Genomic DNA, 22,303 nt, shown 5'->3' on the forward strand with positions numbered 1-22,303 from the left:
AGGGGCCGCCGATCTGGCCGCCCCCCCATTCACCCCAAAGGCTTAGCCCATCACGCGGTCGCGCTGTGTGCGGTACATGCCTTCGGACTTTGTGATCCAACCCGAAGAAGACGACATCGACGCGTTATAGCTCGCACGGACGCGGTCGTAGATGTCATCGCCGGCATACTGGTCCAGCGTTTCTTTTGCAGCAACGCCCATCGCGTCCCAAACGCTATCCGGGAATTCAAGAACCTTGACACCGCCAGCTTGCAACCGCTGAAGCGCGGCACCGTTGTTGTTCATGAACTGCGCAAGGTTCCACTGGTGTGCTTCACCCGATGCAATTTCAATGATCTTCTGGTGCTCGGGGCTCAGGCTTTCGAACACGTCAAGGTTTGTGGCCAACGACAGACCTGCGCCCGGCTCGTGCATACCGGCTGTGTAGTAGAATTTGGTGATCTCTTGGAAACCAGCCTTTTCATCAGCCCATGGACCGATCCATTCGGTGCCGTCGATCGCGCCTGATGCCAGTGCTTGGTACACTTCGGCGCCCGGAAGGTTCTGGACGGACGCGCCCATTTTACCCAGTGCTTCACCACCAAGACCCGGCATACGGAACTTCAGACCTTGGAAGTCTTCGGGGCCTGTGATCTCTTTGCTGAACCAACCACCCGACTGTGGGCCCGTGTTACCCGCAAGGAACGACTTCAGACCAAAGATTTGGCCCAGTTCGTCATGGAAACCCTGACCTTCGCCATGGTAGTACCAGTTCATCAGTTCCTGTGCGGTCATACCGAATGGAACGGACGTGAAATACGCATAGCTTGGGTGCTGGTTGACGAAATAGTAGTCAGCGCCGTGGTACATGTCAGCCTGACCAGAAGTCACAGCGTCAAAAACCTCAAATGCACCAACGAGTTCGCCAGCAGCCTTCAGGTCGATTGTCAGCGAACCGCCGGACATGGCAGTGATGGTATCGGCAACGCGCTGTGCAGCGTCATGAACACCGGCAAGGCCGCGGCCCCAAGTGGTCACAAGCGTAAGCGTCCGGTTCCCCTGCGCATAAGCAGGTGCAGCCAAAGCTGTTGCAGCGGCGGCGGTCCCGCCAAGCGCGGAATTTTTTAAAAATGAACGGCGATCCATAGAATTTCCTCCCAGATATTGTCCCCCCGCCCAACAACACGGGCAAGGATAGATCGGTTTCGTTCGGCCACCCTAGCGCCTGCGCAGGCTTCGGAAAATACGTAGTTTTACGTAGAAGCGGTAATTTTGTGACGAATTATGACAACCTACGCACGAATATTAGGCAAACACGGGTTCGTGACCGCAGCTGTGCGAATCGTATAGGGTTTGCTTCCAAATGATTTCCCGGTAACGGTCAGCACATGCAGCAGTGGTTTTCGCGTTTCGTTGACAGGATCAATCTTAGCTACGGTCAAAAGGTTTTTCTTTTGGCCACCATGCCGCTTGTCCTTGCGGTGTTTTTGATTTCGTTGGTGGTATCGGCGCAGTCACGCCAGCTCGCAGAGCGCGAAATTCACGCGCTTGAAGTCCAGTTGATCGCCACAAAACGTGCCGAACTTCAAAACTATCTGTCGATCGCACGCACCGCTGTCGTCAATATATATGGCCGCGCCGCACCAGATGACGAAGACGCTAAACTGCGGGTCACACAAGAACTGTCATCCATGCTTTATGGGCAGGACGGATATTTTTTTGTGTTTGACTATGATGGCAATAACCTTGTCGCGCCGCGGCAAACCGACCTGATCGGGCGCAACTGGCTGGGCCTGACCGACGCGAACGGTACCGCTGTCACCGATGAATTGATCCGCATCGCCCGCACTGGTGGCGGCTATCACAGCTTTGTCTGGACCAAACCATCGACCGGCGAACAGGCCCGCATGATCGCCTATGTCAATGGGTTTCAGGACTGGCGTTGGGTGATTGGCACGGGCATTTTTATCGACGATGTCCTGCAAAACGTCGCCACATCGCGTGCCGAAGTCGAAGCGCGCATCACGCGCACATCCTATTATATTGTCGCGATCGCAATTATCGCCCTGATCGGGGTGTTTTTGACAGGCATGGTTTTGAACCTGCGTGAACGCCGCCTTGCCGATGTCAAGCTTAAGGAGCTGACCCAGCGGATCATCGACACCCAGGAAGAAGAGCGCGGGCGCGTGGCGCGCGAACTGCACGACGGGATCAGCCAGATGCTGGTCGGGGTGCGCTACGCGCTTGAACTAACCCGCCGCAAGCTGGGCAAAGATTCGTCGGTCGGCGAAAGCCTGAACAAAGGCATCGACGGTCTTGGCCAAACCATCCAAGAGGTCCGGCGGATCAGCCGCGACCTGCGGCCAGGGGTGTTGGATGATCTGGGTCTTGGTCCGGCGCTTCAGGCGCTGACGGATGATTTTCAGGCACGCACCGGGATCGAAACCGAGTTTGAAACCGTTGTTTTCCGCAATCGTCTGGACCAGGAGGCGCGGATCGCGCTCTACCGCATCGCCCAAGAGGCCCTGACAAATATCGAACGACACGCACACGCCACCCATGTGCATATGACCCTTAAGGGGCACCGCACCGGCGCGATGTTACGTATTCGCGACAACGGGATCGGCGTGGCCAAACCGCAAGATAGACGCAGCGTGCATGGGCTTGGCCTGCGCAATATGCAAGAACGGATGGAACAGATCGGCGGGACGCTGCGGGTGGATACCGCGCGGGTCGCCCCCACCGGCACAACCATCGAAGCCCAAGTACCGCTGACGCACATGCTCAGCCCGCAAAAGACGCCAAAGGACATTGCATGACAATCCGCATTCTGATCGTGGATGACCACCCGATGGTCACCGAGGGCATTCAAGCCATCCTAGAAAGCTATGATGACATCACGGTCGTCGGCACGCTGAACAACGGTCAGGCGGCCGTGAATATGGTCGATGACCTCGCCCCTGATGTCATTTTGCTTGATCTGAATATGCCGGGTCTTTCGGGATTAAACGCGACCGAGATGATCCTGGAAAAACGGCCCGACACGCGGATCGTGATCCTTTCGATGCACGACAGCCCCGAATATATTTCAACCGCGCTGAGCCACGGCGCGCGCGGCTATATTCTAAAGGACGTGCCCACCGACGAAATTCGGACCGCGATTGATACGGTGATGGCAGGCAAAAGATACCTTTGTACCGGTGCGAAAGGATCGTTGCAGCCAAAGATCAGTGATGGACGCGTCGCACTGACGGGGCGCGAACAAACGATCCTGCTGGAACTTGCGCAAGGCAAATCCAACAAAGAAGTCGCGATCGCGCTGAATATTTCGGTGCGGACCGTCGAAACACATCGCAAAAACATCAAAGGCAAACTGGGGATCAGTTCCACCGCCGGGCTGACCCGCTATGCGTTGGAACACGGGGTGCTGCAGGGCACCGGCATATAATCAATGATCGCGCCGTGCGGTACGCAAGACGCGATCATCTTGGCCATACCCGGGCCTAGTTTTCGACGGTGGCCTTGATCCCTTCGCGCACAATTTCGAACCATTCGCCAGACAGGCGCAGTTCCTCAAGGCCCGCGTTGATGATCTGCATATAGGCATCCCCGTTGGGGTTATCCTTGCTGACAAACACATGCAGCGTTTGCTGTGACGTCAGGGCAGGTAAATCAACGACCGTATCGTTCATGCCCGCATTTGTGAAATCCTCTTCGGCAGGTAGGGCGTCATAAGTTACGACATCTACATCACCATGGCGCAGCAAGTCCCAGCAGCCCGCCTGCGTCGGGGCTTGGGTCAGGGTGATCGCAGGCGCAATCAGCCCCTCGGCCTCGAGGTCAAAGGTAAACCACGCCTCTGGACGGCAGATCCGCGCCCCGATCAGATCGTCATAGCTGTCCGCAGTCGCATAGCTGCTGTCTGCCAGTGTGTAATATCCCACCAGCGCATCATAAAACGGAAGAGAATGGTTAAATTCAGTACACCGGTATGCATTCGGTGCGGACAGGTTTTCGACCTTGTCACAATCGGGTTTAAACCACGGGAACGCCATATCGACGATGCCCAATGGCAATAAATCCTCAAGGTGTGAATTCCAGTCATTCACAAACACAATGTTGAACTCTTGATCGGCGTTGCCCAATTCCATCGACCGGCGCACCATCTGCGTGAACAACCCGCCGCCGGGAAGTTTCTCGTCGGTGAACGGCGCGTACCCGCTGGAGGTGACAAAACTGACAGGACGCGCAAGGCTTGCCGGTGCTGGGGTTGGCGCCGCCGCGGGCTGCGCAATCGAAATCACGCTATTTGCGCTGCCCGCAGGCAAAGACCCGTCCGCGCAGGGGATTTTCAGGACCTGTCCCACTTCCAGATCGTTGGGCGATGTCAGCACATCTGTATTCGCGTTGAACAACTGTTGATACCCGCCGCGAACACGCGCCGCAGTTGCGACCCCGAACAGCGTGTCCCCGCGGACCACCGTGTAGCTGCTGCACTGCTCTTGGGCTTGGGCGTGGCCTGCGGACAGCGCCAGCACCGTGACCGCTGACGTGCATAGCGCCGCACGACGTTTGGAAGAAAAAAGATTTACTCGTGACAAGCTCAACACATTGACCTGTGTACTACGTCTAAACATTAGACATTCCTTTTGCTTATCATTGTTAAGTGCAGCAACTATTTCACACTCTTTCAGAAAGTCTGCAATTAAATTGAAAATACTTAATTGTTTCCGGCAATTAACCGCCGCACATCATCTGCGCAGGTCTGCACAAAATGGTGAACAGTTTCAGCTTGCGCTTACCCACGGCGTTGGTCGAAGCTGAACCCTGACAAAACCCCACAAACCGGAGCAAACGATGACCGAAGCCACACCATACGTCCCCCCCAAGGTCTGGACGTGGGACGCAGAAAACGGCGGCCAATTCGCCAGTATCAACCGCCCGATTTCCGGCCCGACCCATGATAAGGACCTGCAAGTCGGCAAGCATCCGCTGCAACTGTATTCGCTGGCCACACCAAACGGCGTCAAAGTGACTGTCATGCTCGAGGAACTGCTTGCTGCGGGGCATGACGCCGAATACGACGCGTGGCTGATCAACATCGGCGAAGGCGACCAATTCGGCAGCGGCTTTGTTGGCGTGAACCCCAACTCCAAGATCCCTGCCCTCATGGACCACGGCACCGGAAGTCGCGTTTTTGAAAGCGGCGCGATCCTGCTGTATCTGGCCGAAAAATTCGGCGCCTTCCTTCCCAAAGACCCGGCCATGCGGACCGAAGCGCTGAACTGGTTGTTCTGGCTGCAAGGGTCTGCGCCGTATCTTGGCGGCGGCTTTGGCCATTTCTATGCCTATGCCCCCGAAAAATTTGAATACCCAATCAACCGCTTCGCTATGGAAGCCAAGCGGCAGCTTGATGTGCTGGATCAGCGGCTGGCCGATAACCAGTATCTGTCGGGCGCCGATTACACGATTGCCGATATCGCAACCGCACCATGGTATGGGCGCATGGTCAAAGGCGAAGCCTATGACGCGGGCGAATTTTTGGATGTCGGGATCTATAAAAACGTGATCCGTTGGGCAGACGACGTCATGTCGCGCCCGGCCTTCATCCGCGGTGCCATGGTCAACAAATCCTTTGGTCCGCCCGAAGGCCAATTGCATGAACGCCACGATGCCAGCGACTTTGACACCAGAACCCAAGATAAAATCGGCGGCTAACGCCATTAATCAAAAGCCACCCCACAAAGGGGTGGCGCAATGTTTATTGGCATTTCTTGCGCATAAGCGGCTCCACAGAAATAAAGTTGCGAAAAATCGCATTCAAACGACATTTTCTCCAAACTGACGGTTGACCCTGTTTCCACAGCGCACTATTGTCACCAGACACAAAGGAATCTCTGATGAAAAGTGTCGTACTAATTGTGAGAAAAACGCGCATGGGCCGGTAACGGTAAGACCATAACGATCCCATGCGCCCCCGAAATACTCGGGGGTTTTTTTGTGACTAATGATAACACCAGCGGATAGGACGCGAGTACAATGACAAAAGCCATGACAGGCGCAAAAATGGTAGTACAGGCTCTGATAGATCAGGGCGTGGAAGTCGTCTTTGGATACCCTGGTGGTGCCGTCCTACCAATTTATGACGAGATTTTTCAGCAAAACAGCATTACCCATGTTCTGGTACGCCACGAACAAGGCGCGGTTCACGCCGCCGAAGGGTATGCGCGTTCTACCGGCAAACCCGGTGTTGCGCTGGTCACATCTGGTCCGGGTGCCACCAATGCCGTGACCGGGTTGACCGATGCCCTGTTGGACAGCATTCCGCTGATCGTTCTGACCGGTCAGGTGCCGACATTCATGATCGGGTCGGATGCCTTTCAAGAGGCCGACACTGTTGGCATCACCCGCCCCTGCACCAAACATAACTGGCTGGTCAAAGAAACTGACAAGCTGGCCGCGACCCTGCACGAGGCATTCCATGTTGCGACCTCTGGCCGCCCCGGTCCGGTTCTGATCGACATCCCCAAGGATGTGCAATTCGCCACCGGCACCTACACAAAGGCGCAACAGGTCGAAACGCACTATAATCCGCAGGTCAAGGGCGACATCGATGCGATCACCGAACTGGCCAAAGCGATGGAAACGGCGAAACGCCCGGTGTTTTACACCGGCGGCGGTGTCATCAACTCTGGCCCGGCGGCATCGCAATTGCTGCGCGAACTGGTTGCGGCAACCAACTTTCCGATCACGTCAACCTTGATGGGCTTGGGGTGTTACCCTGCATCCGGCGATAACTGGCTGGGCATGTTGGGGATGCACGGTCTGTACGAGGCAAACATGGCGATGCACGACTGTGATCTGATGATCAACATCGGCGCGCGCTTTGACGACCGGATCACCGGACGTCTGGACGCGTTCAGCCCCGGATCGACCAAGGCGCATATCGATATCGACGCATCGTCTATCAACAAGGTTATTCACGTTGATATTCCGATCTTGGGCGATGTCGCCCATGTTCTTGAAGACCTGTTGAAGGTTTGGAAGGCACGCGGCGCCAAAACCAACCGCGAAGGTCTGTCCAAGTGGTGGAAACAGATCGATGAATGGCGCGCCGTTGAATGCCTCAAGTACAAACAGGAAGGCAAAATCATTAAGCCGCAATATGCATTGCAACGGCTTGAGGCGCTGACCAAAAAATACGACCGCTATATTTGCACCGAAGTCGGCCAGCACCAGATGTGGGCCGCGCAATATCTGGGCTTTGAAGACCCGAACCGCTGGATGACATCCGGCGGGCTTGGCACCATGGGCTATGGCTTTCCGGCGTCGATCGGCGTGCAAATGGCACATCCAGAGGCGTTGGTGGTTAACGTCGCCGGCGAAGCGTCATGGCTGATGAACATGCAGGAACTGGGAACAGCGATGCAATACCGCCTGCCCGTCAAACAGTTCATTTTGAATAACGAACGTCTGGGTATGGTGCGCCAGTGGCAACAGTTGCTGCACGGTGAACGCTATTCTTCCAGCTGGTCGGAATCCCTGCCTGATTTCGTGAAACTGGCCGAGGCCTTTGGCGCCAAAGGCATCCAATGCCACGACCCCGACACGCTGGACGACGCGATCATGGAAATGATCACCTATGACGGCCCGGTCCTGTTCGACTGCTTGGTGGAAAAGCACGAAAACTGCTTTCCGATGATCCCGTCAGGCAAGGCGCACAATGAAATGCTGATGGGCGAAGCTTCTACCGATGGCGCGATTACGGGCGCAGGACAGGCGTTGGTCTAACGCCCAACACAAATGATCCCCCAACGGTACGTCCGTTGGGGTCCGACGGTTTGCCGAATTTATCAGACGCAAATCCGACAGCAAAATTCAGGGGTTTTTCATGTCCGCACTTAAAATCAAAAAAGGCGCTACCAGCCATTCTGCTTACAATCTACGGCCCAACTATTCTGACACCGTGGAACGGCACACACTGGCCGTTTTGGTCGAAAACGAACCGGGTGTTCTGGCGCGTGTCATCGGGCTTTTCTCGGGGCGCGGCTATAACATCGACAGCCTGACCGTGGCCGAGGTGGACCATTTGGGCCACCGGTCGCGCATCACCATCGTCACATCCGGCACGCCGCAGATCATTGAACAGATCAAGGCGCAATTGGGACGGATCGTGGATGTGCACAAGGTCAACGACCTGACTGTCGAAGGCCCTTCGGTTGAGCGTGAATTGGCGCTGTTCAAGGTGTCCGGGAAAGGCGACAGCCGCATCGAAGCCATCCGCCTTGCGGATATCTTTCGCGCAAATGTTGTCGATAGCACGTTGGAATCATTTGTATTCGAGATTACCGGCACACCCGAAAAGATCGACGCATTTGCGGAATTGATGCGCCCATTGGGCCTTCAGGAAATTGCCCGGACGGGTGTTGCCGCACTGTCGCGCGGCGCAAAATAATACGCAAGAACGCGCCGGATCAGCCCCCTGATCCGGCGCAATTTCGTTTAGCCTGGCAGCAGGCCAGCTTCTTGTCCTGCAACGATTTCTTCTGCATCCAGAAGGCCGTCACCGGATACGTCCATTGCTTCGAAATCGGTTTCAGCCAGGTCTGGCAGAACCGCTGTCAGCTCTGGGTAGCTGTACATGCCGTCACCGTTGATATCGATTGCTGCGTCTTGAGCAACGGCAGGAATCGCCAGCGTCATTGCGATAACGGCTGGTGCCAAAAGTGTTTTTAGATGGGTCATCGTTAGTCTCCATTTTAGGACGTTAAGAAGGTCATCTTGCCTTCGCCACACTACATGGTCGCCCTGCGCAGCACTTACCATGCCTCATGCAAATGCAAAGTGAAAACGGCGCAAGATCGCCATAAGTGGAAACAAAAGATGCAATTTTATGCCTATGTATCCAAATATGGGACAATGTGACAATTTATCACCGTAATTTGACTATATCGCGCTGTTTCACACGCGCCACCCCATCTGTCGGAGATGTGATGCACGACTTGATACAGGTTTCATAGGCGCGCCCCCTTGCGACTGCCCGCGCCACGCGACAAGCTGTCGTTAACGCAAGACAGGATGAAACTATGACCCCGCGCAAAATTATCATCGACACAGACCCCGGTCAGGACGACGCCGTTGCGATCCTGCTCGCATTTGCATCGCCCGAGAATGTCGAGGTTTTAGGAATTACGGCAGTCGCAGGGAACGTGCCGCTGCCTCTCACCGAAAAAAACGCGCGCATCATTTGCGAGCTGGCAGGCAGACCAGAGACACTGGTTTTTGCAGGCTGTGATGCGCCGATGCACCGCAAGCTGGTCACAGCTGAACATGTTCATGGCAAAACCGGTCTTGACGGCCCGCAAATGGACGCCCCCACAATGCCACTGCAAAGCCAGCACGCGGTTGATTTCATTATCGACACCCTGCGCAATGAACCCGAGGGCACCGTGACCCTGTGCCCCATCGGCCCGCTGACCAACATCGCCACTGCGTTTGAAAAGGCCCCCGATATCATCCCGCGCATTCAAGAAATTGTTCTGATGGGGGGCGCGTATTTCGAGGTTGGCAACATCACCCCCGCCGCAGAATTTAATATTTATGTCGATCCAGAGGCCGCCAAGATTGTTTTTGGTTCCGGTGTACCGCTGGTCGTCATGCCGCTGGACGTGACCCATAAAGCGCTGACAACAAAAAAACGTATCGCTGCGTTTCAGGAGATGGGAACCAAAGTCGGTGACATGGTCGCAGCTTGGACTGATTTCTTTGAACGTTTCGATATGGCGAAATACGGGTCAGAGGGCGCGCCACTCCATGACCCGTGCACCATTGCCTATCTGATTGACCCGACCCTGTTCACGGGACGCCTGATCAACGTCGAGATTGAAACAGACTCTGCGTTGACGCTTGGGATGACCGTGGCGGATTGGTGGGGCATCACCGACCGCCCGAAAAACGCAACCTTTGTTGGCGACCTTGATGCCGAAAGATTTTACGACTTGCTTGCAGATCGGTTGGCACGGCTGTGAAATTCGCGTTTGATAACAGCTATACCCGACTACCTGCGCAGATGTTCACGGCGCATAAGCCGACACCGGTCACCAATCCGACGCTGGTCGCCTATAATCAACCGCTGGCCGATGTGATGGGGATCGTGGGCACACCTGATGTCGCGGTTTTTGCAGGCAATGCTTTGCCACAGGGCGCACAACCCATTGCTCAAGCCTATGCCGGACATCAATTTGGCAACTGGAATCCGCAATTGGGCGATGGCCGGGCGATTCTCTTGGGCGAGGTGATAGGCGCAGATGGTGTGCGCCGCGATATCCAATTAAAGGGTTCGGGGCCGACACCTTATTCACGGCGCGGCGATGGCCGGGCCTGGCTTGGTCCGGTGCTGCGTGAATATCTGGTGTCCGAAGCCATGCATGCGCTTGGCGTGCCGACGACCCGCGCATTGGCTGCCGTGACAACGGGCGAAAATGTCTACCGAGAACAGGTGTTTCCCGGCGCCGTGATCACACGGGTTGCGCAAAGCCACATCCGTGTCGGGACATTTCAGTATTTTTCAGCGCGCGGCGATGTGACCGCATTACAAGCCCTCACGGACCACGTGATTTCCCGTCACTACCCGACCGCCACCGGACCTGCCGATTTGCTGGATCAGGTCGTCGCACGCTACGCCGACCTGATCGCGGCCTGGATGGGTCTCGGGTTTATTCATGGCGTGATGAATACGGACAACGTGTCGATTGCCTGCGAAACCATTGATTACGGGCCTTGCGCCTTTATGGACGCGTTCCAGCCCAATCAGGTATTCAGCGCGATTGACCAGAACGGACGCTATGCCTATGCCAACCAACCGCACGTCGGCATCTGGAATATGGCGCAATTTGCGACCGCGCTCATTCCGCTGATGCCAGATGCCGACGCCGCCGTCGAAAGTTTTACGCTTGCGGTGAACCGGTTCCCCGACCTTTATCAAACGGCTTGGCGTCGCGTGTTTGCCGGAAAGCTCGGGATTGATAACGTCAGTCAAGACGACGAACCACTGATCAATGACCTGATCAGGTTGATGGCGACCGATGGGGCAGACTTCACCAATGTTTTTGCGAATCTGGCAGACGTTACCGTGCGCGATCAGTTTCTTGATCGGGACGCCTTTGACGCATGGAAAACGCGCTGGGGCGCCCGAAAATCGCCCGATGCACAGCATATCATGGCCCTTGCAAATCCAAAAATAATCCCGCGCAATCATCAGGTTGAAGCCGTTATTGCGGCTGGTGTCGCGGGGGATTATGCGCCGTTTCACGCATTATTGGCTGCGGTTACCGCGCCATATGCCGCCCTGACCGAGGCCACATCCGCGTTTGCGCGACCACCAACCGATGATGAACGTGTGACGCGGACATTTTGTGGCACCTGAGTGCAAAATGCCCAGCCCCGACAACCGGGGCTGGGCAATATTTTATTCGGTAACGCGCACTTCGGACATCACATCTGGCTGACCAATGACAGCGCCATTGGCACCTGTGCCGCGCTTGATCGCGTCGACAATGTCCATGCCTTCGGTGATTTCACCAACGACAGTATAATCGCCGTTCAGAAAATAGCCGGGTTCCAGCATGATAAAGAACTGGCTGTTGGCAGAATCGGGGTTTTGCGCCCGCGCCATGCCGACAACGCCGCGCTCGAACGGCAGGTCGGAAAACTCTGCCGGGATATCACCAAGGTCAGACCCGCCGGTGCCTGCCATCGACAGATCCCCCCCGAGAACGCCGTTTTGCACATCACCGGTTTGCGCCATGAAACCGTCGATCACGCGGTGAAAGACCACCCCGTTATAGGCGCCGGATTCGGCAATTGCTGTGATCTGCGCCACGTGCAGCGGCGCCACATCTTCGAACAGATCGATTTTGATGGTGCCGTTGGCTTCGCCTGCGACATCGATTTCAAGCCCGGCGCTGAGCGCGGGCGTGCCCAGCAGGGCGAGCAGCGCAGCGATTTTATACATCGGCGGCAACTTTCACGCTGATCATCCGGTCGGGATTCATCGGCGGCTCACCTTTGGTGATGGCATCAACATGCTCCATGCCGGAAATGACGTGACCGTAAACGGTGTACTGACCGTTCAGGAAGTCATTGTCTTTAAAGTTGATGAAAAACTGCGAGTTAGCCGAATTCGGGTTCGACGACCGCGCCGCACCCAATGACCCGCGCGCATGCGGCAATTTCGAAAATTCAGCAGGAAGGTCGGGCAAGTCGGATGCCCCAGTGCCGGCGCTGCGCAGGTTAAAGTTCTTTTCCATGTTGCCATTGGCGACGTCGCCCGTTTGCGCCATGAAACCGTCAATCACACGGTGAAAGCACACATTGTCATAGGCACCGGCACGCGCCAATTCTTTCATCCGCGCCGTATGTGCGGGCGCAACGTCGGGCAGCAGCGCGATCACAACATCGCCGCCTTTCAGTGTCATGATGATCGTGTTTTCTGGGTCTTTAATCTCGGCCATTTTGGGCTCCTTTAATCTGTATTGGGCGAAGACATATGTGTCTATGTGCCAAATGCCAAGCGGGTCTGGTTGACGTTACGCACCGATTGCCGCAACAAAGCGTGAAACATGCCCATGAAGGAACAGCAAATGGCTTGGAAAACTCTTGATGATATGGATTTTGCCGGGAAGCGTGCGTTGGTACGGGTTGATATCAACGTGCCCGTCGAAGATGGCGTGGTGACAGACACCAGCCGGATCGAACGGATTGCCGCCACAGTGGACGACATCCAAGCCAAAGGCGGCAAGGTGATCTTGATGGCGCACTTTGGTCGCCCCAAGGGACAGGTTGTGCCAGAGATGTCGCTGGAAATCATCGCACCCGCCGTTGCCGATGTTCTGGGCCTGCCCGTCACATTCGTCGATAGCGATTACGGCGATGCCGTCGCCGAGATGGACGACGACGAAGTTTTGTTGCTGGAAAACCTGCGATTTAACCCTGGCGAAGAAAAGAACGACGAAGCGTTTGCCAAACGTCTGGCGAGCCTTGGCGATATCTACGTGAATGATGCCTTCTCGGCGGCGCACCGCGCCCACGCCAGCACCGAAGCCATCGCGCACCTTTTGCCAGCTTGCGCGGGCCGTTTGATGGCCGAAGAATTGGGTGCGTTGGAAAAGGCGCTCGGCACGCCTGAACGCCCGGTTGTTGCGGTCGTTGGTGGGGCAAAGGTGTCCACCAAGCTGGATCTGCTTGGTAATCTTGTTGGTAAGGTCGACCATCTGGTGATTGGCGGGGGCATGGCCAATACGTTCCTTGCCGCGCAGGGTATGAACGTCGGGAAATCGCTGTGCGAACATGATCTTGCGGACACCGCCCTCGCAATTTTGGTCAAGGCAGAGGCGGCCGGGTGCGAAATCATCCTGCCCCGCGACATCGTGATCGCCCGCGAATTCAAGGCCAATGCAGCCAATGAAACCGTGGCTGCAACCGCCTGCCCTGACGACGCGATGATCTTTGACGCCGGTCCCGATACGGTGGCGTATATCAATACCGTGATCAAAGGTGCAAAGACGCTGATCATGAACGGGCCGTTGGGGGTGTTTGAACTGCCGCCATTTAACACCGGCACCTTTGCGATTCTGGATGTGATTGCCGATCAGACCAAAGCAGGTGAATTGGTATCTGTTGGCGGTGGTGGTGATACGGTTGCCGCGATTAATGCGTCGGGCCACGGCGCAGATTTCACCTATATTTCCACCGCGGGCGGCGCGTTCCTTGAATGGATGGAAGGCAAAGAACTGCCCGGCGTTGCGGCGCTTGGCTAGCGTCTGACGGCGGCGCGATTTTTTCGGGCCGCCGCTCCTTATCGCAAAGACATTTTCAAAACTGGCCCGCAGATCGCCCTGCGGGCCATGTCATTAGGCCATACCGCCATTGGCGCGGATGATCTGACCATTCACCCAATCCGCGTCACCACCAACCATCGCCGATACAATTGCGGCGATATCTTCAGGTGCACCGATCCGCCCCATCGGGTTCAGGCCTGCGACATAGTCAAGCTGTGATTGGGTTTTTCCGGTCAAATATAGGTCAGTCCCGACTGGTCCCGGCGCAACTGCATTCACGGTAATATTGCGCCCGGCCAGTTCCTTTGCGAAAATCGGCGTCATCGCATCCACGCCTGCTTTTGCGGCGCAGTATCCGGCGTAACCGGGAAAATTCACAGCCAAAGCCGTGGTCGATAGATTGACGATCCGGCCCCCGTCAGGCATCCGCCGCCCCGCTTCGCGCAGGCAGTGAAAGACCCCCTTGAGGTTGATCGCGATCATCGCATCGAAATCAGCGTCGGTGGTTTCGACGAGCGGGGCAAGCATCATCACGCCTGCATTGTTAACAAGGACGTGCGGTGCGCCAAATGCCGCGGTGGATTGATCAAACAACGCTGTAACCTGTGCCGGGTCGCTGACGTCTGCTTGGACGGCAATCGCAGACCCGCCGGCAGATTTGATCTGATCGACGACATCTTCGGCTTGGGCTTTGCGGCCCGTGTAATTGACTGTCACGGCATATCCGTCGGCTGCGAGCCGCAGCGCAATCGCCGCCCCGATACCGCGAGAAGCCCCCGTGACGAGCGCGGATTTGAATAGGTGTTGGATCATTGGTGTCTCTTTCCTTTTTTGACTGTCTGCGTGATATCATCTTTGCCAAATTCGGATAATGACCGTAAACTTGGCTTCATAATTCGGAATACACAAACAACGGGGCATGATGGACCGGATCGACGCAATGCGCGTATTTTTGAATGTTGTTGACGCCCGCAGCTTTCGTGGCGCTGCAATTGCATTGGGTTTGCCGCCCTCTACCGTCACCGATGTTGTAAAGCGGACCGAGGCACGGCTCGGCACGCGCCTTTTGGACCGCACCACACGGGTCGTAGCACCGACACCAGACGGCTTGGCATGGTATGACCGCTGCCGCGCAATAGTGGGTGACGTTGAAGATGCGGAGGCTGCCTTTCGGGGTGGTATCCCTGCGGGGCGCGTGCGGCTGGACGCGGTCGGGTCGCTTGCGCGCACTGTGCTTTTACCCGCCCTGCCCGCACTTTTGGCGCGCTATCCCGAGATTGAATTAATCCTGTCAGAGGGCGAAAGGCTGGTTGATCTTATTCGCGAAGGCGTCGACATCGCGCTGCGCACGGGGCCGCTGTCCGACAGTGACCTGATCCGGCGGCCGCTGGGTATGCTGGAAGAAGTGACCGTTGCCTCACCGGCCTACGTCGCAAAGTACGGCACGCCGCGCGATCCGGATGATCTGGATAGGCATCACATGGTCGGGTTCTTTTCCACCCGCGCGCATGAGGTGCTGTCCTTGGACTTTGTCTGGGATGGAACTGTCGTGACACGGCGCATTCAAACCGCGATCACCGTGACTGGCACCGAAACCCTGATCGCGGCGGCACAAGCCGGATTGGGTATCGCACAAATTCCGCGATATCGGTTGGCGGCGGATCTGGCGGCTGGTCGCATGATCGAACTATTGCCGGATACAAAGCCAACCCCGTCACCTCTTGCCGCAGTTTACCCCCGCGACAGACATCTTTCCCCACGGGTGCGCGTGACCTTGGATTGGCTGTCAGAGCAAAAATTTGGCTAGTCTGCCGGCCAATTTCCGCCTGTTAACGCAAACATCCAAAGTGTTAGCGCAACCGTTATTGTGCTGTATTTTCATGCTGTTAAAGCGGCGTATGCGTACAGCAACAAAAGGGGTGCCGCATCATGAAAACCACAGAAAACGTGCAACGTATTTTGGCCAATTACGAGGGTGAAACCCCGGGGGTCAAAGCCAACCTTGCGCGGATCATGATGACCGGTAAATTGGGCGGCACGGGAAAAATGATTATTCTGCCCGTCGATCAAGGGTTTGAACACGGCCCTGCCCGATCCTTTGCACCCAACCCTGCAGCTTACGATCCGCACTACCATTACCAGTTGGCAATTGATGCGGGGCTGAATGCCTATGCGGCACCGTTGGGAATGCTTGAGGCAGGCGCAGATACATTTGCCGGTCAAATTCCAACAATTCTGAAGGTGAATTCTGCCAATTCACTGATCCCCGATGCAGCCCCCAAAACCCAAGCCATTACAGCATCTGTCGACGATGCGCTGCGCCTTGGGGCATCTGCGATCGGGTTCACAATCTATCCGGGGTCGTCCGCCGCCCTGACGATGTTTTCTGACATTGCAGAAATGCGCCGCGAGGCCGCAGCCAAGGGCATTGCAACCGTGATCTGGTCATATCCGCGCGGTGAAGCCTTGGACAAAGACGGCGAGACCGCGATTGATATTGCCGCATATGCGGGACAAATCGCGGCGTTGTTGGGCGCACATATCATCAAGATCAAACTCTCTACCGATCATCTTAGTCTTGGCGAAGCCAAAAAGGTCTACCAAGAACAGAAGATAGACGTGGCGACCCAAGCAGCCCGCGTGCGCCACTGCGTTGAAAGCGCGTTCGCGGGGCGGCGTTTGATGGTGTTCTCGGGCGGGGCAGCCAAAGGTGCAGACGCTGTTTATGACGACGCCCGGGCGATCCGTGATGGCGGCGGCAACGGATCCATCATTGGCCGAAACTCTTTCCAACGTGATCGCGCGGACGCGTTAGAGATGTTGGCCAAGTTGGTCGAAATCTACCGTGGCGCGGCATAAAATCATGTAAATTCCAGTGAATATCCCCAAATTTGGTAAATTAGGGGATTCACATTGCGAATCAACTGTGCGATTCTGATGTCAGCCACCCGCAAGAGGCGGCATATGAGGCAAGCACATGTTCCGACGTCACCGCCCCCCGATGGGCACTCTTTTGTATTTCCTAGGCGCGTTGATGCTTGGGTTATATTTCACCTTTGCCGCTGTGCAGGGTGATTATGGCCTTTTCAAGCGCATAGAGATCCAGGCAGAGGGCGTCGCACTGGAGCAGGAACTGGCAATCCTTCAGGCGGAGGTTGGTCGCATGGCGAACCTCACCTCTCGCTTGTCGGATGGCTTTCTGGATCTTGACCTGCTTGATCAACAGGCCCGCGATGTGCTGGGTCTGATCCGCGCGGATGAAGTGGTTATTCGTTAGTTTTCAGCACATGCAGATGTGCGACCCTGTTTCACGATCTGAAATCGCGTTCCCGCTAGGGTTCATCCGCTGTGATATGAACCCCGATCGATCCAAAGCGGCCGTGCGATCATGATCTGCTGATTGGGGGCCAAATCAGTGTCACGACAAAAGCGCCCGCAGAATTGGCATCTGTCTCACCACCGCAATGCATAGTTATTTTGCGAGATGCTAATGAGGTCGAATCTTGAGATATGACCGACCCGCCTTTGCGCATCGCGGCGGGCACAAAACTTTGTCGCTTTGACACAGCTTTCGCCTATCCACGGCCGTGTATCAGCGCGCAAAAATTCAGGTTTTCACTTTTCCCCTCGCAATTCACCCTGAGCTGCTGTATGAGATAGTTTAACGTTAAACTATACTGCACAAACGCTGGAGGAGCACCCATGCCGCCCAAAAAGGCCGCCGCGCAACCCAACGTCTCAGCTGAAGAGCTGCTGGGGCATTACCGTGAAATGCTGCTGATCCGGCGATTTGAAGAAAAGGCGGGCCAGCTATACGGCATGGGCCTGATTGGCGGTTTCTGCCACCTTTACATCGGACAAGAAGCCGTTGTTGTTGGCCTGGAAGCCGCCGCAGATGAGGGCGACAAGCGCGTCACATCTTACCGCGACCATGGCCATATGCTGGCCTGTGGCATGGACCCCAAAGGGATCATGGCCGAATTGACAGGCCGCGAAGGCGGTTTTTCGAAAGGCAAAGGCGGCTCGATGCATATGTTCTCAAAGGAGAAACATTTCTACGGCGGTCACGGTATTGTCGGCGCACAGGTGCCTCTTGGTGCTGGTTTAGCATTCTCTGACAAATACAGAGGCAATGACCGTGTGACTTTCGCCTATTTCGGCGATGGTGCCGCCAACCAAGGTCAGGTTTACGAAACCTATAACATGGCTGAACTGTGGGATTTGCCGGTGATCTTCGTGATCGAAAATAACGGCTATGCCATGGGCACATCTGTCAAACGCTCGACCAAATCGCCATCCCTTTGGGAACGTGGCGCCGCGTATGGCATCAAGGGCGAAGAAGTCGACGGCATGTCCGTTCTGGCTGTCAAAGAGGCCGGTGAACGCGCCGTTGCGCACTGCCGCGCTGGTAAAGGCCCCTATATCCTTGAGGTAAAAACATATCGCTATCGCGGTCACTCGATGTCGGATCCGGCAAAATACCGCACCCGCGAAGAGGTTCAGAAAATGCGTGATGAACGCGACCCGATTGAACAAATTCGCGATATGCTGCTGACTGGCAAACACGCAACCGAGGATGACCTAAAGGCCATCGACAAAGAGATCAAAGCTATCGTGAACGAGGCTGCCGAGTTCGCAAAAGAAAGCCCAGAGCCCGCGCTTGAAGAGCTTTGGACAGATATTTACGCTGAAGTGGAGGCATAAGACATGGCAACCGAAATTCTGATGCCCGCCCTGTCCCCCACGATGGAAGAAGGCACATTGGCCAAATGGCTGGTGAAGGAGGGCGACAAGGTGTCGTCCGGCGATATCATGGCCGAAATTGAAACGGACAAAGCCACGATGGAATTCGAGGCCGTGGACGAAGGTATCATGGGCAAGATCCTGATCGCCGAAGGCACCGAAGGCGTGAAAGTAAATACACCCATCGCCATTCTGATCGAAGAAGGCGAAGACGTGCCAGCGGCCAGCGGCGCACCGAAAACCGAAACAGCGGCACCCGCCGCGGCCAAAGCCCCCGCTGTCGCAGCGGCGCCTGCCGCACCTATTGCCGATGCGACCCCCGATTGGCCCGCTGACGTTGCGACCAAATCCACCACCGTCCGAGAGGCACTGCGCGACGCGATGGCCGAAGAAATGCGCCGCGACGGCGACGTCTTCCTGATGGGTGAAGAGGTCGGAGAGTACCAAGGTGCTTATAAGATATCGCAGGGCCTGCTGGATGAATTTGGTGCCAAGCGGATCATCGACACCCCGATTACCGAACACGGTTTTGCGGGCATTGCGACAGGTGCTGCATTTGGCGGTTTGAAACCGATCGTCGAATTCATGACCTTCAACTTTGCGATGCAGGCGATCGACCACTTGATTAACTCTGCCGCCAAGACGCTGTATATGTCGGGCGGCCAAATGGGCGCACCGATGGTGTTCCGTGGTCCGAACGGCGCCGCCGCCCGCGTTGGCGCACAACATTCGCAGTGTTACGCCGCATGGTACATGCAGATTCCCGGCCTCAAGGTGGTGGCGCCCTACTCTGCCGCCGACGCCAAAGGCCTGATGAAAACTGCGATCCGCGATCCCAACCCGGTCATCTTTCTTGAAAACGAAATCATGTACGGCAAATCCTTTGATGTGCCGGTCATGGATGATTTCACGATCCCATTCGGCAAGGCCAAAATCGAACGCAGCGGTGACGATGTCACCATCGTTTCCTTTGGCATCGGCATGACCTATGCGCTGCAAGCCGCTGAAAAGCTTGCAGAAGAAGGCATTAACGCCGAGGTCATCAACCTGCGCACCCTGCGTCCGATGGATACCGAAACCATCCTTGCGTCGGTGCGTAAGACCAACCGCTGTGTCACCGTCGAAGAAGGTTGGCCACAAGGGTCCGTTGGTGGCTTCATCAGCAACGTGATCATGCAGCAGGCCTTTGATTACCTGGATGCGCCAGTGATCAACTGCACAGGCAAAGATGTTCCTATGCCGTATGCCGCCAATCTTGAAAAACACGCTTTGCTGACCGTCGACGAAGTCGTCGATGCTTGCAAATCCGTGACCTACCGCTAAGGAGACGATGCGATGCCTACAGAAATCCTGATGCCCGCCCTGTCCCCGACGATGGAAGAGGGCACATTGGCCAAATGGCATGTCAAAGAGGGCGACAAGGTCTCCTCTGGTGACATTATGGCCGAGATCGAAACTGACAAAGCCACGATGGAATTCGAAGCCGTCGACGAAGGTGTGATGGGCAAGATCCTGATCGCCGAAGGCACCGAAGGTGTGAAGGTCAACGATGTCATCGCGATTTTGCTGGAAGACGGCGAAAGCGCGGATGACATTGCCGCAACGCCTGCAGCAGAACCGGCGGCGCAGCCCGCCGCGACCGCAGAGGCGGCCCCCGCCGGGGGCTCCGATAAGGTCGCCCCCCCTGCGCCAGCGGCACCTGTCAAAGACGGTAACCGCGTGTTTGCCACGCCTTTGGCCCGTCGTATTGCGGCTGACAAAGGTCTTGATTTGGCCGCGATCGCCGGTTCTGGTCCGCATGGCCGGATCGTAAAAGCAGATGTCGAAAGCGCGACCGCTACACCGAAAGCTGCGGCACCCACAGCTGCCAAGGCCGAAGCGCCTGCTGCTACGTTGGCGGCTGGTCCGTCAACGGATGCGGTTCTGAAAACATATGCGGATCGTCCCTTCGAAGAAGTCAAACTGGACGGCATGCGCAAAACCATTGCTGCCCGCCTTACCGAAGCCAAACAATCGGTGCCGCATTTCTATCTGCGCCGTGACATCAACCTTGATGCGCTGATGAAATTCCGCGCCCAGTTGAACAAACAGTTGGAAGGCCGCGGCGTGAAACTGTCGGTCAACGACTTTATCATCAAAGCCTGCGCACTGGCGCTGCAACAGGTGCCAGAGGCGAACGCAGTTTGGGCTGGGGATCGGACGCTGAAGTTCACGAAGTCGGACGTGGCTGTCGCGGTCGCCATTGAAGGTGGGTTGTTCACACCTGTCCTGCGCGACGCCGAAATGAAGTCTCTGTCGGCGTTGTCGTCCGAGATGAAGGACCTTGCCACCCGTGCGCGCGACCGCAAATTGGCGCCGCATGAATACCAAGGTGGTTCGTTCGCGATTTCCAACCTCGGCATGTTTGGCATCGACAACTTTGACGCTATCATCAATCCGCCGCATGCCGCGATTTTGGCTGTGGGCGCGGGCGTGAAGAAACCTATCGTCGGGGCAGATGGCGAATTGACCGTGGCAACTGTCATGTCCACCACGCTATCGGTTGATCACCGCGTGATCGATGGGGCCCTGGGCGCGAACCTGTTGAATGCGATCAAGGATAACCTTGAAAACCCGCTGACCATGTTGGCGTAAAGCAAAACAAACATGCCCAGCCAATTTGGCTGGGCATGTTTGTTTTAGAACATAGATTTCAATCCGGTTTAACGCATGCGGGCAGACGGCGAGCCGTGACTGTGTTTAAACTGCGATTTTCCTACGACTGCTATCTTACGCAAAAGCATCAGCCAGGCTTTTACCCGTTTCACAACCTTTCTCATGCAGCATTTCAATATGACTGCACCGCTTTAGTTCGGTACTGGATGACAATTATGGTCCCAGATTGTACCGCTGATTGCATCCCGTTTCATTAATCTGCAACCAGAAGCGTCAAATAGCTAAATCGTCTCGATAAACTGGTTCATCGACCGTGACGGCTGCGCACACCCGGCCTCTCCGACAATTCGCGCGGGTACGCCTGCAACGGTTTTCATCGGCGGCACGTCTTCAAGCACGACAGATCCCGCGGCGACGCGACTGCAATGACCGACGGTGATATTTCCCAAAACCTTTGCCCCTGCCCCGATCAATACACCATTGCCGATTTTCGGGTGACGATCGTCATCTTCTTTGCCAGTTCCGCCCAGCGTGACCGAATGCAGCATCGACACGTTATCCCCGACAACAGCCGTTTCACCCACGACAATCGAATGGGCGTGGTCAATCATGATTCCCTGCCCGATTCTGGCGGCAGGATGGATATCAACGCCAAACAACTCGCTTACCCGCATTTGCACAAAATACGCCAGATCGCGGCGGCCGTGTTTCCACAGCCAATGCCCAATCCGGTAGGCTTGAACAGCCTGAAACCCCTTGAAGAACATCAGTGGTTGCAAAAAGCGGTGGCAGGCGGGATCGCGGTCAAAGATCGCGACAATATCGGCCCGTGCAGCAGCGGCCAAGCTTGTGTCATCGGCATAAGCCTCGTCGGTGATTTCACGCAAAATCTGTTCAGACATTTCCGACGACGCCAGCTTCATCGACAATCGATAGCCCAGCGCATCCTCAAAGGTCTTATGATGCAAAATGCACGCATGCATCATTCCCCCGATCAGCGGCTCTGCCTTAATCGCGGCCTCTGCCTCGTCACAAATGCGGTGCCATACCGGATCGAGTTCGCGCAGAGAGGGTTTAAGATGTGCCAT

The 22,303-nt window shown here is 56.0% G+C and carries 21 protein-coding genes; 14 read left to right on the top strand and 7 right to left on the bottom strand.

The genetic code is table 11. The annotated features are described in order from the left end of the window. Window positions 1-42: 42 nt before the first annotated feature. On the bottom strand, window positions 43-1,125 hold the full coding sequence (locus tag ACXJGX_RS00950; protein WP_474778261.1) for a TRAP transporter substrate-binding protein: 1,083 nt from the start codon (window positions 1,123-1,125) through the stop codon (window positions 43-45). A 242-nt stretch (window positions 1,126-1,367) separates the two neighbouring features. On the opposite strand from ACXJGX_RS00950, the gene ACXJGX_RS00955 reads away from it, so the two are divergent. Together ACXJGX_RS00955 and ACXJGX_RS00960 are read left to right on the top strand one after the other, a co-directional pair. Continuing rightward, on the top strand, window positions 1,368-2,798 hold the full coding sequence (locus tag ACXJGX_RS00955; RefSeq protein ID WP_474778262.1) for a cache domain-containing protein: 1,431 nt from the start codon (window positions 1,368-1,370) through the stop codon (window positions 2,796-2,798). Continuing rightward, a complete protein-coding gene (locus ACXJGX_RS00960; protein ID WP_474778263.1) occupies window positions 2,795-3,427 on the top strand; it encodes a response regulator transcription factor in 633 nt (210 codons plus the stop codon). Before ACXJGX_RS00955 ends, ACXJGX_RS00960 begins: the two co-directional genes overlap by 4 nt. A 55-nt stretch (window positions 3,428-3,482) precedes the next feature. Here ACXJGX_RS00960 and ACXJGX_RS00965 read toward each other — a convergent pair whose 3' ends face one another. Next, window positions 3,483-4,616 carry a LysM peptidoglycan-binding domain-containing protein gene (locus ACXJGX_RS00965; RefSeq protein WP_474778264.1) on the bottom strand — a complete coding sequence of 378 codons (1,134 nt, stop codon included), beginning with the start codon at window positions 4,614-4,616 and terminating at the stop codon, window positions 3,483-3,485. A gap of 220 nt (window positions 4,617-4,836) precedes the next feature. Here ACXJGX_RS00965 and yghU point away from each other — a divergent pair, with 220 nt between their 5' ends. The 3 genes from yghU to ilvN all read left to right on the top strand — a co-directional run bounded on the left by yghU (window position 4,837) and on the right by ilvN (window position 8,434). Beyond that, window positions 4,837-5,697, top strand: coding sequence for a glutathione-dependent disulfide-bond oxidoreductase (gene yghU / locus ACXJGX_RS00970; protein ID WP_474778265.1), 861 nt, complete (start codon window positions 4,837-4,839; stop codon window positions 5,695-5,697). 321 nt (window positions 5,698-6,018) lie between these two features. Further along, window positions 6,019-7,770 (top strand): acetolactate synthase 3 large subunit, encoded by a 1,752-nt coding sequence (locus tag ACXJGX_RS00975; RefSeq protein ID WP_474778266.1) that lies wholly within the window; start codon window positions 6,019-6,021, stop codon window positions 7,768-7,770. Window positions 7,771-7,870: 100 nt separating this feature from the next. Further along, a complete protein-coding gene (gene ilvN / locus ACXJGX_RS00980; RefSeq protein ID WP_474778267.1) occupies window positions 7,871-8,434 on the top strand; it encodes an acetolactate synthase small subunit in 564 nt (187 codons plus the stop codon). A 47-nt stretch (window positions 8,435-8,481) separates the two neighbouring features. On the opposite strand, the gene ACXJGX_RS00985 is transcribed toward ilvN, so the two are convergent. Beyond that, window positions 8,482-8,724: an EF-hand domain-containing protein gene (locus ACXJGX_RS00985; RefSeq protein WP_474778268.1), complete on the bottom strand. Its 243-nt coding sequence runs from the start codon at window positions 8,722-8,724 to the stop codon at window positions 8,482-8,484. A 341-nt stretch (window positions 8,725-9,065) separates the two neighbouring features. On the opposite strand from ACXJGX_RS00985, the gene ACXJGX_RS00990 reads away from it, so the two are divergent. After that, a complete protein-coding gene (locus ACXJGX_RS00990) occupies window positions 9,066-10,007 on the top strand; it encodes a nucleoside hydrolase (protein ID WP_474778269.1) in 942 nt (313 codons plus the stop codon). Further along, window positions 10,004-11,404, top strand: a complete 1,401-nt coding sequence (locus ACXJGX_RS00995) for a protein adenylyltransferase SelO (RefSeq protein WP_474778270.1) — start codon at window positions 10,004-10,006, stop codon at window positions 11,402-11,404. The genes ACXJGX_RS00990 and ACXJGX_RS00995 overlap by 4 nt, the downstream gene beginning before the upstream one ends. 42 nt (window positions 11,405-11,446) lie before the next feature. Here ACXJGX_RS00995 and ACXJGX_RS01000 read toward each other — a convergent pair whose 3' ends face one another. Together ACXJGX_RS01000 and ACXJGX_RS01005 are read right to left on the bottom strand one after the other, a co-directional pair. Continuing rightward, window positions 11,447-11,992, bottom strand: a complete 546-nt coding sequence (locus ACXJGX_RS01000) for a peptidylprolyl isomerase (RefSeq protein ID WP_474778271.1) — start codon at window positions 11,990-11,992, stop codon at window positions 11,447-11,449. Further along, window positions 11,985-12,491 carry a peptidylprolyl isomerase gene (locus ACXJGX_RS01005; RefSeq protein ID WP_474778272.1) on the bottom strand — a complete coding sequence of 169 codons (507 nt, stop codon included), beginning with the start codon at window positions 12,489-12,491 and terminating at the stop codon, window positions 11,985-11,987. The genes ACXJGX_RS01000 and ACXJGX_RS01005 overlap by 8 nt, the downstream gene beginning before the upstream one ends. A 129-nt stretch (window positions 12,492-12,620) precedes the next feature. Between ACXJGX_RS01005 and ACXJGX_RS01010 the strand changes: the two genes are divergently transcribed. Further along, entirely contained in the window at window positions 12,621-13,796 is a 1,176-nt protein-coding gene (locus tag ACXJGX_RS01010) for a phosphoglycerate kinase (RefSeq protein WP_474778273.1), read from the top strand. A 93-nt stretch (window positions 13,797-13,889) separates the two neighbouring features. Here the strand turns inward: ACXJGX_RS01010 and ACXJGX_RS01015 are convergent, their stop codons facing one another. Then, window positions 13,890-14,630, bottom strand: a complete 741-nt coding sequence (locus ACXJGX_RS01015; RefSeq protein ID WP_474778274.1) for an SDR family oxidoreductase — start codon at window positions 14,628-14,630, stop codon at window positions 13,890-13,892. A gap of 106 nt (window positions 14,631-14,736) precedes the next feature. Between ACXJGX_RS01015 and ACXJGX_RS01020 the strand changes: the two genes are divergently transcribed. From ACXJGX_RS01020 to ACXJGX_RS01045, 6 genes are all read left to right on the top strand, one after another. After that, complete coding sequence (locus tag ACXJGX_RS01020; RefSeq protein ID WP_474778275.1) at window positions 14,737-15,624, top strand: LysR family transcriptional regulator; 888 nt, start codon at window positions 14,737-14,739, stop codon at window positions 15,622-15,624. Window positions 15,625-15,746: 122 nt separating this feature from the next. Continuing rightward, on the top strand, window positions 15,747-16,676 hold the full coding sequence (locus ACXJGX_RS01025; RefSeq protein WP_474778276.1) for a class I fructose-bisphosphate aldolase: 930 nt from the start codon (window positions 15,747-15,749) through the stop codon (window positions 16,674-16,676). Window positions 16,677-16,794: 118 nt separating this feature from the next. Beyond that, the gene (locus tag ACXJGX_RS01030; RefSeq protein WP_474778277.1) at window positions 16,795-17,094 is read left to right on the top strand and encodes an FtsB family cell division protein; all 300 of its coding nucleotides are present in this window, start codon (window positions 16,795-16,797) and stop codon (window positions 17,092-17,094) included. A 425-nt stretch (window positions 17,095-17,519) separates the two neighbouring features. After that, window positions 17,520-18,521 carry a pyruvate dehydrogenase (acetyl-transferring) E1 component subunit alpha gene (pdhA, locus tag ACXJGX_RS01035; RefSeq protein ID WP_474778278.1) on the top strand — a complete coding sequence of 334 codons (1,002 nt, stop codon included), beginning with the start codon at window positions 17,520-17,522 and terminating at the stop codon, window positions 18,519-18,521. Window positions 18,522-18,524: 3 nt separating this feature from the next. Next, window positions 18,525-19,883 (top strand): pyruvate dehydrogenase complex E1 component subunit beta, encoded by a 1,359-nt coding sequence (locus tag ACXJGX_RS01040; protein WP_474778279.1) that lies wholly within the window; start codon window positions 18,525-18,527, stop codon window positions 19,881-19,883. Window positions 19,884-19,895: 12 nt separating this feature from the next. Further along, on the top strand, window positions 19,896-21,194 hold the full coding sequence (locus ACXJGX_RS01045) for a pyruvate dehydrogenase complex dihydrolipoamide acetyltransferase (protein ID WP_474778280.1): 1,299 nt from the start codon (window positions 19,896-19,898) through the stop codon (window positions 21,192-21,194). A 302-nt stretch (window positions 21,195-21,496) separates the two neighbouring features. Here ACXJGX_RS01045 and cysE read toward each other — a convergent pair whose 3' ends face one another. Continuing rightward, window positions 21,497-22,303, bottom strand: coding sequence for a serine O-acetyltransferase (gene cysE / locus ACXJGX_RS01050; RefSeq protein ID WP_474778281.1), 807 nt, complete (start codon window positions 22,301-22,303; stop codon window positions 21,497-21,499).

The organism is Yoonia sp. SWMV100, assembly GCF_056108365.1.

Bases quoted from the DNA above. Each gene is read 5' to 3' on its own strand.
- ACXJGX_RS00950 (WP_474778261.1), bottom strand. From the start codon at position 1,125: ATGGATCGCCGTTCATTTTTAAAAAATTCCGCGCTTGGCGGGACCGCC.
- ACXJGX_RS00955 (WP_474778262.1), top strand. From the start codon at position 1,368: ATGCAGCAGTGGTTTTCGCGTTTCGTTGACAGGATCAATCTTAGCTAC.
- ACXJGX_RS00960 (WP_474778263.1), top strand. From the start codon at position 2,795: ATGACAATCCGCATTCTGATCGTGGATGACCACCCGATGGTCACCGAG.
- ACXJGX_RS00965 (WP_474778264.1), bottom strand. From the start codon at position 4,616: ATGTTTAGACGTAGTACACAGGTCAATGTGTTGAGCTTGTCACGAGTA.
- yghU (WP_474778265.1), top strand. From the start codon at position 4,837: ATGACCGAAGCCACACCATACGTCCCCCCCAAGGTCTGGACGTGGGAC.
- ACXJGX_RS00975 (WP_474778266.1), top strand. From the start codon at position 6,019: ATGACAAAAGCCATGACAGGCGCAAAAATGGTAGTACAGGCTCTGATA.
- ilvN (WP_474778267.1), top strand. From the start codon at position 7,871: ATGTCCGCACTTAAAATCAAAAAAGGCGCTACCAGCCATTCTGCTTAC.
- ACXJGX_RS00985 (WP_474778268.1), bottom strand. From the start codon at position 8,724: ATGACCCATCTAAAAACACTTTTGGCACCAGCCGTTATCGCAATGACG.
- ACXJGX_RS00990 (WP_474778269.1), top strand. From the start codon at position 9,066: ATGACCCCGCGCAAAATTATCATCGACACAGACCCCGGTCAGGACGAC.
- ACXJGX_RS01000 (WP_474778271.1), bottom strand. From the start codon at position 11,992: ATGTATAAAATCGCTGCGCTGCTCGCCCTGCTGGGCACGCCCGCGCTC.
- ACXJGX_RS01005 (WP_474778272.1), bottom strand. From the start codon at position 12,491: ATGGCCGAGATTAAAGACCCAGAAAACACGATCATCATGACACTGAAA.
- ACXJGX_RS01010 (WP_474778273.1), top strand. From the start codon at position 12,621: ATGGCTTGGAAAACTCTTGATGATATGGATTTTGCCGGGAAGCGTGCG.
- ACXJGX_RS01015 (WP_474778274.1), bottom strand. From the start codon at position 14,630: ATGATCCAACACCTATTCAAATCCGCGCTCGTCACGGGGGCTTCTCGC.
- ACXJGX_RS01020 (WP_474778275.1), top strand. From the start codon at position 14,737: ATGATGGACCGGATCGACGCAATGCGCGTATTTTTGAATGTTGTTGAC.
- ACXJGX_RS01025 (WP_474778276.1), top strand. From the start codon at position 15,747: ATGAAAACCACAGAAAACGTGCAACGTATTTTGGCCAATTACGAGGGT.
- ACXJGX_RS01030 (WP_474778277.1), top strand. From the start codon at position 16,795: ATGTTCCGACGTCACCGCCCCCCGATGGGCACTCTTTTGTATTTCCTA.
- pdhA (WP_474778278.1), top strand. From the start codon at position 17,520: ATGCCGCCCAAAAAGGCCGCCGCGCAACCCAACGTCTCAGCTGAAGAG.
- ACXJGX_RS01040 (WP_474778279.1), top strand. From the start codon at position 18,525: ATGGCAACCGAAATTCTGATGCCCGCCCTGTCCCCCACGATGGAAGAA.
- ACXJGX_RS01045 (WP_474778280.1), top strand. From the start codon at position 19,896: ATGCCTACAGAAATCCTGATGCCCGCCCTGTCCCCGACGATGGAAGAG.
- cysE (WP_474778281.1), bottom strand. From the start codon at position 22,303: ATGGCACATCTTAAACCCTCTCTGCGCGAACTCGATCCGGTATGGCAC.